Source organism: Streptococcus oralis (assembly GCF_001075675.1).
GTDB lineage: Bacteria > Bacillota > Bacilli > Lactobacillales > Streptococcaceae > Streptococcus > Streptococcus oralis_V.
In genome coordinates this window covers 1-2,132 of the sequence record NZ_JUNW01000031.1, presented here as the reverse complement: position 1 = coordinate 2,132, position 2,132 = coordinate 1, and the positions used below count along the sequence as shown (strand labels likewise).

Sequence of the window (2,132 nt, the reverse complement as noted above, 5' to 3'; positions counted from 1 at the left end):
GAGTTTAGCTGATACACCTGCACTCAAGTAGATGTATGGAAGATTTGTTGCTTCGTCTTGCGCTTTGAAGAAAGCTGCCGCTTCTTCACGAGTATGCACGATTTCACCATCGCCAAAGCCTTCAACGTATTTGACGTTTACTGGAACTTCCACTTTCAAAACGTCGATGTTAAAGCGTGGGTCTGAGAAGACCTTCATAGCACCGATAACCTTGTGTGGTTTTACTTTGGCGTATTCTGCAGAACCTGCATCAGCTATTTTTTCATCGTAAGCGAGGATTTCAAGGAAGAACGGAATGTCTTCCGCCACACACTCAGAACCGATGCGTTCGATGTAAGCTTGTTTTTGTTGGTTGAGTTCGTCAGAGCTGTCTACATCGTAGTAAAGCAAGAATTTGACAGCATCAGCGCCTTGTTCCTTGATACGTTTGGCAGACCAAACATCCAAGCAGTCAGGCAAGCGTTTAGTGCTAGTTGTGTCATAACCCGTTTTCTCATAAGCAAGGAGAAGACCAGCATTGGCATCAAGCGCTTTTGTAGCTGGAAGACCATACTCTGGGTCAAGAAGCATAGAGGATGCGTATTTAGTCAATTCATCTGCTACCAATACTTTGAGTTCTTCCATTTGAGCCACTGTTGGCTCTTCTGCTTGGTATTGAGCCATGAGGCGTTTCAAAGCACCACGTTGGTCAAAGGCAAGAGCTGAGATAATGCCGTTCTCGTCAGAGAGTTTTTGCAAGCAAGCTACTTTATTGGGACTTAATTGTAATTTACTCATAGACACTTCCTTATTTTTGATATTCATGAATGATCACACCTTGCACCACACGGTTTACGGTACCAGTAGGAGACGGCGTATCTGGTTTATTTTCTACCTTGAGCGAAGTCAAAAGGGCAAAGAGTTGGGCATATACGATGTAAGGGAAGACACGGTAAATATCGTTCAAGACACCACCACAGCCAAGGGCCACTTCTTTGACATTTTCAAGACCAAAGGCTTGATCACTCAAGAGCACAACACGACGAGCAATCTGGTCACCAGCCACTTCACGAACCAAGTCCAAATCGTACTTGCGAGTGTAGTCTGTCGTTGTACCAAATACCAAAACAACTGTATCTTCGTTGATCAATGATTTTGGACCGTGACGGAAGCCAACTGGGCTTTCATACATGGTCGCCACTTGACCAGCTGTTAATTCCAAAATCTTGAGCTGAGCTTCATGAGCAAGTCCAAAGAAAGGACCAGCGCCCAGGTAGATAACGCGGTTAAAGTCAAGGTCAACCAGCTCTTTAACATCTGCTGCATTGTCTAGAACTTTGCGGGCAAGGCTAGACACAACTTCAAAACGTTCAGTTTTCACAGCAAATTCTGTAGGATCAAAAACCAAGAGAGCTGTTAGCATCATAGACGTAAAGCTAGAAGTCATGGCAAATCCAGCGTCATTAGAAGCAGCTGGTTGCAAGAGCAAAAGATTGCGGTCATCGCCATGAGCCTGAAGAGCCAATTTCCCTTCTGCTGCACATGTAATGGTCACTTGATAGAGGTCATCCACCAAGGCCTTAGCCAAATCAACCGTCGCCACACTTTCAGGCGAATTCCCACTACGAGCAAAGGATACAAGGACAGTCGCCACATCTTTTTTCAAATAAGTTTTTGGATTGGCAACAATATCAGTTGTCGCAATGGCATTGAAATTCCATTTGCGTTCGTCATAGACTTCCTTAAAGTATGGTACCAAGGTATCTCCCACATAAGCAGAAGTACCAGCACCCGTCAAGATAACCTTGATATAGTCATGTTTATCAGCGATACCTTGCAGAAAGACTGCAATTTCTTCCCGTTTCGCTTGATAGGTTTCAAAAGCTTCTTTCCATACATCAGGCTGTTGGTAGATTTCACGAGTCGTGATTTCTGCACCCAGTTCAAGTAATTCTTCTTTTGTGTAATTTAGCATAGAGTTCCTCTAATCTATTATTGTTTCATTCCTATTGAAAATATGGGAATGGGAGTGACTCCCATTCCCATGTATATTTTATACAAGCTGTTCTAACGATTTTCACGTTGTCACATCGTATACTCAATGAAAATCAAAGAGCAAACTAGGAAGCTAGCCGCAGGCTGTACTTGAGTAC

General features: G+C 43.6%; 2 protein-coding genes. Both read right to left on the bottom strand.

Annotated elements, in window-relative coordinates; all coding sequences use genetic code 11:
• Positions 1-777: tagatose-bisphosphate aldolase (lacD, locus tag ADM50_RS04115; RefSeq protein WP_049484629.1), on the bottom strand; the 777-nt coding region annotated here is incomplete at its 3' end.
• A gap of 10 nt (positions 778-787) precedes the next feature.
• Positions 788-1,954 carry an SIS domain-containing protein gene (locus tag ADM50_RS04110; RefSeq protein ID WP_049484628.1) on the bottom strand — a complete coding sequence of 389 codons (1,167 nt, stop codon included), beginning with the start codon at positions 1,952-1,954 and terminating at the stop codon, positions 788-790.
• Positions 1,955-2,132: the final 178 nt, after the last annotated feature.

Coding starts and splice junctions, on each gene's coding strand:
- ADM50_RS04110 (WP_049484628.1), bottom strand. CDS start 1,954: ATGCTAAATTACACAAAAGAAGAATTACTTGAACTGGGTGCAGAAATC.